Genomic DNA, 7,988 nt, shown 5'->3' with positions numbered 1-7,988 from the left:
TTTTTAGAAGTAAGATTTGGTTGACAAAATCATGTTTAGTCGATATTATTAATCTTTGCAAGGAGTTATAAAAATGTGAGAGTTAAAGATAGAAATTAAGATGAATAAGGAAATAGTATAAGGAGTTTATTTGATGAGTGAAATAAGAAAAGAAGTTGAAAAAAGAAGAACATTTGCAATTATTTCTCACCCTGATGCTGGTAAGACAACACTTACAGAAAAGTTTTTATTATATGGTGGTGTGATCCAACAGGCTGGTAGTGTTAAGGGTAAGAAAAATAGTAAACATGCAACTAGTGACTGGATGGAAATTGAAAAACAAAGAGGGATCTCAGTTACATCATCAGTATTACAATTTAATTATGATGGTTTTTGTATTAATATTCTAGATACCCCAGGCCATCAGGATTTCTCTGAAGATACTTATCGAACTTTAATGGCGGCTGATTGTGCGGTCATGGTCATTGATGCAAGTAAAGGGGTCGAAGATCAAACTCGTAAATTGTTTAAAGTTTGTACTATGCGTCATATTCCTATCTTTACTTTTATTAATAAAATGGATCGTGAAGCTCGTGATCCTTATCAGTTGATGGAAGACATTGAACAAGAATTAGGGATTGATACTTGTCCAATCAACTGGCCAATTGGCTGTGGTAAAGAATTTAAAGGGGTATATGAACGCCAAAGTAAAGAAGTAATTCGTTTTATTCCAGTTGATGGTGGTCGTAAAGAAGTAGATACTAAAATAATGCATTATGATGATCCGGAATTATTAAGTGAGCTTGATGAAGAGTTATATAATAAACTGCAAGAAGACGTTGAATTATTAGATATGGCGGGAAATGAGTTTGATTTAGATAAAGTTCGTCAAGGACAATTATCACCAGTATTTTTTGGTTCGGCTTTAACTAATTTTGGAATTGAACCATTTTTAAAACATTTCTTAGCGATGACAACTTCACCATTACCTCGCAGTACCGGTGAAAAAACAATTGATCCATTTAGTGAAGATTTTAGCGCTTTCGTCTTTAAGATTCAGGCAAACATCAATAAAGCCCATCGTGACCGTATGGCATTTTTTAGAATTTGTTCTGGTAAGTTTACTAAAGGTATGGAAGTTTATCATTACCAGGGTAAACGTAAGCTTAAATTAAATCAGTCAAAACAGTTAATGGCTGATGAACGGCAGGAAGTTGAAGAAGCTTATGCTGGTGATATTATTGGTGTTTTTGATCCGGGTATTTTTTCGATTGGAGATACGATTACTACTGGTAAAGAAAAGTTTGCTTTTGAAGGAATTCCCACTTTTGCACCTGAGCATTTTTCATTGATCCGCAATAAAGATACAATGAAAAGAAAGCAGTTCGTTAAGGGGGTTGAACAGATTGCCAAAGAAGGGGCGATTCAGATCTTTACCGAACTTGGTGGTGGTATGGAAGAAATCATCGTTGGTGTTGTTGGGGTCTTACAATTTGAAGTCTTAGAACATCGGTTAAAAACAGAATATAATGTTGAAATCATTAAAGAACCCCTTCCATATCAATATATTCGCTGGATCAAAACAAATCAGGATCTTAAATCATTGAATTTATCAAGTGATACTAAAAAAGTCCAAGATTTAAAAGGACAGCATTTATTATTGTTTACTAGTGAATGGTCAGTTCGCTGGGCAAATGAAAAGAATTCTGATTTAGAATTATTAGAATTTAGTAAGAACTAAACCCTTGATTTTCAAGGGTTTGTTTTTGTTTTAAGATCAAGATTAACAACCGCTTAATCCTGTCATAATAATGTGATAGTGCTATTTTACACCTAAATAAAAAGAAATATGATATAATAGAAGCCAAAAGGTGGTGGTTGCTATTGCAAATGTAGGAAAACGTCGAGTTTGTCGGTGTAAAAAGACAATGAATATTGTAATAGGTAAACAACAGCGCGATTTGTTTACTAAAGGTGAAATTTATGATTGTGTTATTCGTGATAGTGGTCATCTTCAAATCAACTATAAGATTTATGGTAAAGAATTTGATCTTTCATGCACTAAGGAAGAATTTGAAGAAAGTTTTGTGTTAATTAATAAAAAAACCGGGGTGAGAAAGTGAAATACGAGTTATTGACAAAAGAGGAATTTAAAACTTTTTATACGATCTTATTAAACAATTTTCCACGTAAAGAAATTAAAGATTATGAATATATGGAAGAAACTTTTTTTAATGGTGATTATCAAATCCTAGGTTTAAAGGATAATGATAAGATTGTTGGTGTGTTATCTTATTATCAGGAAACAGATTTTTATTTTATTGATTATTTTGCTATTGATGGCAGTTTTAAAGGTAAAGGTACTGGCAGTAAAATGTTGCAGTATTTTTTAGATACTTATAATAAAAAGGTGATTTTAGAAGTAGAGCATCCTCAAGATGATCAAAGTAACCGGAGGATTGCTTTTTATAAACGAAATGGGTTAGTCTTAAATGATCAGTTTGATTATTTTGTACCACCAGTTAGAAGTTTAAAAGAACCTTTGTATTTTTATTTGATGTCATCAAAGCCAATTAAAGACAATCAAGAGTTTGAAAAACTGTATCCACGCATTTTAAAATTAGTTTATAGCATAGAATGATTTGGCAAATTGGCATAGATATGCTAAAATTAAGTGAATATTAGAAAGGAGAACACGATGGCAAGTAATTTCTATATCGATAATATATCCGATAGTAACAAGTTAAATGAGATTACTCTTCTTTTAAACGAAATGGAAGAAGTGTCACGTATTAAAGTTGGTAAAACCGGAATTTCATTTCATTGTGAAGATCCCGAAAACGTTCAGCTGTTTTTAAAAAACGCTGGTGAAGATCTGGTCTTAAAAGAAGAAATTAATTCAAGAAAAAGAGAGTTTGTTCCCTCAGAAAAAAAGATCGAACATATTTTTATGTTCACTAATTTAGAAAGTGAAGAAGATGCCAATCAAATCAAAGAAGTTATTTCTCATTATTCAGCCTATGAAAATGTTAGTTTAGATTTTACCAATAAACTTTTAAAAGTAACAACTAATGATAAAAAGATCTTATTACGATTGAATCGAATCGTGGATAAAGTAAATCCAGCAATTGATGTGGAATTATGGCGTAAACCATTTCGATCTCAAGATTTGTTTCAAGAAAAATATTTAAGAGCAATGATACGTATTGCCGTTTTGGTAGTTGCTCTATCACTAGGAATCGTAACCCGTGAAGATCCTAATTTCATTACTAAAATCGGGTATTTAATTACCTGGTTAGTTATTAGTGAAAAAACCTGGCAACAAGCATATAAAGATATAAAACTAAAACAGTTTATCAGTGAAAATATTACTATTGTAGTAGCTTGTTTTTTTGGAATAATTTATGGTGCCTATTTAGAAACACTGTTTATTTCAATTTTATATCAAATCGGTGAATGGCTGCTATTAAAGATACAAGCATATACTATTGATAAAGTTGACGATAAGATCGATCCTGATGTTATTGGTAGACGTGAAATTGGTGAAAATGAATATGAAATGGTTTCTTTAGAAGATGTTGATATTGATGATGTTTTAGTTGTTTTACCGGGAGAATCAATTCCACTAGGCGGAGTTGTTGTTTCTGGTGAAAGTGAATTGGATGTTTTTGCAATCAATGGTAGTGAAGTTTTAGAAACAGTAAAACCAGGACAGGAAGTTCAAAGTGGAAGTGTCAATGTTAAAGATACTTTAAGAATTAAAATTTTATATACATACGAACGTAGTGCAATGAACAAAATCTTAGAAATTGCGATGATGGCCCCAGCTGGATCGTCAAAAACATATCACATTGTTGAATTGATTTGTCGAATTGATTCTATCTTGCTGGTAGTAGCTGGGTTGATTTGTTTGACGATTGTCCCACTAGTCGATTTAACACATAATTTTAAATATATTTATGCAGGAATTATTTTATTAACTATTTCAGGTACTTTTGCTTACAGACAGTCATCTTCTTTTGCAGTATTAGCCGGAGTAGCTAAAGCTTTTTCAAAAAATATTATTATTAAAGAAAATAGTGGGCTTGATGCCCTTAACTCATGTCGGACGGTTATTTATGATCGGTTTGATGGCGTTGAAGTTAGTGAAGAAGAAATGGATTTATTTGCAAAGATGTCGAAGATGCATGTTGATTTGATTATCTTTAATGATGGACCGGTTGATTTGGAAAATGATCAATATCAAATTTATAATAACTTAACAGTTGATGAAAAGTTAGAAATAATGGATAAAGCTGGAGTTGTTGGCCCGGTAGCTTATATTGGTGATAACTCCAAAGATATTGCATTGTTGCAAAAATCTTATGTAGGAATTAGCCGTGGCGGTATCAAAGATAAAAAAGTAATTGATAATAGTGATATTATGTTAATGAATTCTAATTTAGATACTGTAATTGAAACTTTTAAGATTTCTAAAAAACAAAAAGCAGTTATTATTGAAAATATTTTTATTGGTTTAATCACTAATTTGGTGATATTGATTGAAGCATTAGTAAACGTTTTACCATGGTGGATTGCTTTAGTTGCTAATTTAGTTGTATCAGTGGTACTTTTATTAAATGCTCATCGAATTTTTAATACCAGATAGTTAGTTATGGGAGGGTTAAAAATGAACATGATTGAAATGAGTACGATGGATTATATCCCTGGATATAAGATCGTCAAAAATTTAGGAATAGTTTTTGGTAGTAAAATATTGAATCAGGCATTGGAAAGTGATGATAATATTGATATTGAACAGCTATTAGATGCTAAAAGACAAGATGCGATGGCTTTAACAGTTGAACAGGCAATGCGTCGTCATGCAACTGCAATTATCAATGTTCGCTTTACTACTACTAATTTAGGTCATAATATGATCGAATGTCAAGTTTCCGGAATGGCAGTAAAGGCTGAAAAAATCGATGAATAGATTTAAAGTTAGCCAGCCAGGCAGTTTATTTGATTTTTTATTAACTAAATATAATAAAAAGAAAGTAAAAAACTTATTAAAGTATAAATGTGTTAAAGTAAATGATCAAACTATTAGTCAGTTTGATTATCAATTAAATATTGGTGATCTTGTTTTTGTTGATTCTAATCAAGATAATCAATTAGAGATATTATATGAAGATAATCAATTGATCGTAATCAATAAACCATCTGGTCTTTTAAGTATAGCTGGTGGTTTAGAAAAAGAAAAAACAGCTTATCACTATGTTAGCGAATATTTAAAGAAAAAGAACAAAAAAGCACGCGTATTTATTGTTCATCGTCTTGACCGAGAAACTTCAGGTGTCTTAATGTTCGCTAAAAATGAAGAAATCAAAAATTTATTACAAAATAATTGGAATAAATTAGTCTATAAACGCGGTTATAAAGCAATTGTTGAAGGGCGACTTACTAAAAAGCAGGGAACGATCAAAAGTTATCTTCAAGAAAGTAAGACCCAGCAAGTTTATATCGCTACTAAAGGTAAGCTGGCAATTACCCATTATCAAGTTATTAAAGAAACGAAAAACAATAGCTTATTATCAATTAATTTAGATACCGGAAGAAAAAATCAGATCCGAGTACAGTTACAATCAATTGGTCATAGTATTATCGGTGATAAAAAATATGGAGCAACAACTAATCCGATCAAACGGTTAGGTTTACATGCAGATATTTTTGGATTTATTCATCCTCAAACTAAACGGAAAATGGAATTTGAGGCTAAACTTCCTGATGAATTTATTAGTCTATTTGGCTCTGTTAAATAATAACAGAGCTTTTTAGTTATATTTTAAAAAACTAATCATATACTAATAACGGTGATATGATGTTAGCATTTTTGGTCTTGATTATTTTTTTATTGCTTGAATGGCTGGAAAATAAACGTTCACTCAATAAAAGGTCATAATTTAAAATTATGACCCCGAAATAACAGTTACTGTTAACTGCTGTTCAATTTCTTCAATTAATTCTTTTTGGGCAAGATCACTGCTAAATGCTGTTGCGCCACCACAAGCACTGCCTAATTTTAAAGCATTTGCATAGTCATGGTTTACCAAATATCCGGCGATAAATCCTGCTACCATGCTATCACCGCTACCTACGCTATTGATTAATTTACCTTTAGCACCAGGACAAGCATAAACAGTGTTATTTTCGGCTATTAAAATGGCACCGTCTTTTCCTAGTGAAATTAAAACATTACTAGCGCCTAACTGCTGTAATTGTTTTCCATATTCAATTATTTGTTTTTGGCTAGTAATCTTTGTAGCAAACAGTTCCTCTAATTCATGAAGATTAGGTTTGATTAAAAAAGGATGGTATGGTAAAACTTTTCTAAGCAAATTATTAGTAGCATCAACAATAATTAATATCTTTTTATCCTCAAGCTGTTTCATGATTTGTTCATAAATATCATCAGGAAGGGAATTAGGAATACTTCCCGCTAATACAAGGATATCACCTTGTTTCAATTGTTCAAGCTTATTAAAAAGTTCCGTTATTTTTGAAGCGGGGATTTCTGGACCACTACCATTAATTTCCGTTTCTTCACTGTTTTTCATCTTAACATTAATTCGCGACATTCCTTGATCAAGTTTACAAAGATCTAAATTAAAGCCACGAAGGGATAATTGCTTTTCGATTTCTTGTCCGGTAAATCCCGCAATAAATCCTAATGCTGTAGTTGGCACCTGCAAGCGCCATAAAATAGTTGATACATTGAATCCTTTGCCCCCAGGATAGATCTGTTCCTTTGATGATCGGTTGGTTTGTCCAATTTCAAAATTATCGACGAACATCAAATAATCTAATGAGGGATTAAATGTAATGGTATAAATCATATTTTACCTCCACAATAAATATTACTTAATTACAGTATAATTGGCTTTATAAGTAAAAATCAAGTTTATTTTAAGACGTTGAAAAAAATTGCATATTTCCTGAATAATTTATTGACTTTGATTAGATTAAATGGTATTATACACGAGTAAATGAAAAGTAGTGGAAAGAAGAAGTGCCTGCTTCTCGCCCGATTGATCAAGTCGATGGGCAAATGTCACTAAGATATAATATCTTAATGTCAATTTGTGGGTGCTTAATGTACTCACTTTTTATTTAAACTACAAACTGCACAAAATGGAGGTGGCTTTTATTAGCAGATTTGATAACAGAAAACCAAAACAACCCGATGAGTTAGTAAATGAAAAAATTCGTTTTAAAGAGGTACTTGTAATCGATCAAAATGGAGATCGTTTGGGAGTAAAAAGTCGTAATCAAGCAATTGATTTAGCGTATAACGAAGGATTAGATTTAGTTTGTGTTGCTCCTAATGCAAAAGTACCAGTATGTAGAATTATGGATTTTGGAAAATATCGTTTTGAACAACAAAAGAAAGCGAAAGAAATGAAACGTAATTCTAAAGTTGTTTCTTTAAAAGAAACTCAATTGTCGGTAACAATTGATGTTCATGATAAAAATGTTAAATTAAAAAGAACATTAAAATGGTTAGAAGAAGGAAATAAAGTAAAAATTGCAATTAGATTTAGAGGGCGACAATTAGCTCATACGGAACTTGGTAAAAAAGTTATTGACGACTTTGTAGCTGAATGCGCTGAAGTAGGGCAAATTGAAAAGCCTGCAAAGCTTGAAGGTAGAACCTTGACTGCAATAATTGCACCAAAGAAAAAATAATTTAGGAGGAATATGTCATGCCAAAAATGAAATCACATAGCGGTCTTAAAAAACGTTTAAAAAGAACAGGTAGCGGTAAATTGAAACGTAGCCATGCTTACACTTCACATTTATCACATAATAAAACTCATAAACAAAAGAAACATTTAGCTAAATCAGGTTTAGTTAGTGCTTCAGATTATAAGAGAATTAAATCAAGATTACCAAAATAATTGATGTAGGAGGAATGAATAAATGGCAAGAGTAAAAGGTGGATATACTACTAGACATAGAAGAAAAAAAGT

9 protein-coding genes and 1 other annotated feature are annotated in these 7,988 nt (G+C 31.5%); of the genes, 8 read left to right on the top strand and 1 reads right to left on the bottom strand.

The genetic code is table 11. From position 1 onward, the window contains the following. The first annotated feature begins 133 nt into the window (after positions 1 to 133). The 6 genes from J7M77_RS01135 to J7M77_RS01110 all read left to right on the top strand — a co-directional run bounded on the left by J7M77_RS01135 (position 134) and on the right by J7M77_RS01110 (position 5,780). Positions 134 to 1,720, top strand: coding sequence for a peptide chain release factor 3 (locus J7M77_RS01135; RefSeq protein ID WP_296875154.1), 1,587 nt, complete (start codon positions 134 to 136; stop codon positions 1,718 to 1,720). 187 nt (positions 1,721 to 1,907) lie between these two features. Continuing rightward, the gene (locus J7M77_RS01130) at positions 1,908 to 2,102 is read left to right on the top strand and encodes a hypothetical protein (RefSeq protein WP_296875152.1); all 195 of its coding nucleotides are present in this window, start codon (positions 1,908 to 1,910) and stop codon (positions 2,100 to 2,102) included. Then, a complete protein-coding gene (locus J7M77_RS01125; protein ID WP_296875150.1) occupies positions 2,099 to 2,620 on the top strand; it encodes a GNAT family N-acetyltransferase in 522 nt (173 codons plus the stop codon). Before J7M77_RS01130 ends, J7M77_RS01125 begins: the two co-directional genes overlap by 4 nt. A gap of 57 nt (positions 2,621 to 2,677) precedes the next feature. Next, the gene (locus J7M77_RS01120) at positions 2,678 to 4,627 is read left to right on the top strand and encodes a hypothetical protein (RefSeq protein ID WP_296875148.1); all 1,950 of its coding nucleotides are present in this window, start codon (positions 2,678 to 2,680) and stop codon (positions 4,625 to 4,627) included. 21 nt (positions 4,628 to 4,648) lie between these two features. Then, positions 4,649 to 4,951 carry a YbjQ family protein gene (locus J7M77_RS01115; protein WP_296875146.1) on the top strand — a complete coding sequence of 101 codons (303 nt, stop codon included), beginning with the start codon at positions 4,649 to 4,651 and terminating at the stop codon, positions 4,949 to 4,951. Next, a complete protein-coding gene (locus J7M77_RS01110; RefSeq protein ID WP_296875145.1) occupies positions 4,944 to 5,780 on the top strand; it encodes an RluA family pseudouridine synthase in 837 nt (278 codons plus the stop codon). The genes J7M77_RS01115 and J7M77_RS01110 overlap by 8 nt, the downstream gene beginning before the upstream one ends. Positions 5,781 to 5,927: 147 nt before the next feature. Here the strand turns inward: J7M77_RS01110 and pfkB are convergent, their stop codons facing one another. Continuing rightward, the gene (gene pfkB / locus J7M77_RS01105; RefSeq protein WP_296875143.1) at positions 5,928 to 6,854 is read right to left on the bottom strand and encodes a 1-phosphofructokinase; all 927 of its coding nucleotides are present in this window, start codon (positions 6,852 to 6,854) and stop codon (positions 5,928 to 5,930) included. Positions 6,855 to 7,013: 159 nt separating this feature from the next. Beyond that, positions 7,014 to 7,135 (top strand) — a sequence feature (ribosomal protein L20 leader region). Between the two features lie 14 nt (positions 7,136 to 7,149). On the opposite strand from pfkB, the gene infC reads away from it, so the two are divergent. Both infC and rpmI read left to right on the top strand, forming a co-directional pair. Next, positions 7,150 to 7,704, top strand: coding sequence for a translation initiation factor IF-3 (infC, locus tag J7M77_RS01100; RefSeq protein WP_296875142.1), 555 nt, complete (start codon positions 7,150 to 7,152; stop codon positions 7,702 to 7,704). Positions 7,705 to 7,721: 17 nt separating this feature from the next. Next, complete coding sequence (gene rpmI, locus J7M77_RS01095; protein ID WP_087299017.1) at positions 7,722 to 7,916, top strand: 50S ribosomal protein L35; 195 nt, start codon at positions 7,722 to 7,724, stop codon at positions 7,914 to 7,916. Positions 7,917 to 7,988: the final 72 nt, after the last annotated feature.

It is taken from the genome of Thomasclavelia sp. (assembly GCF_017889095.1).
Classification (GTDB): Bacteria; Bacillota_I; Bacilli_A; order Erysipelotrichales; family Coprobacillaceae; genus Thomasclavelia.
Note: the sequence above shows the minus strand (reverse complement) of the source record. Positions and strands in the feature narration are given on the sequence as shown.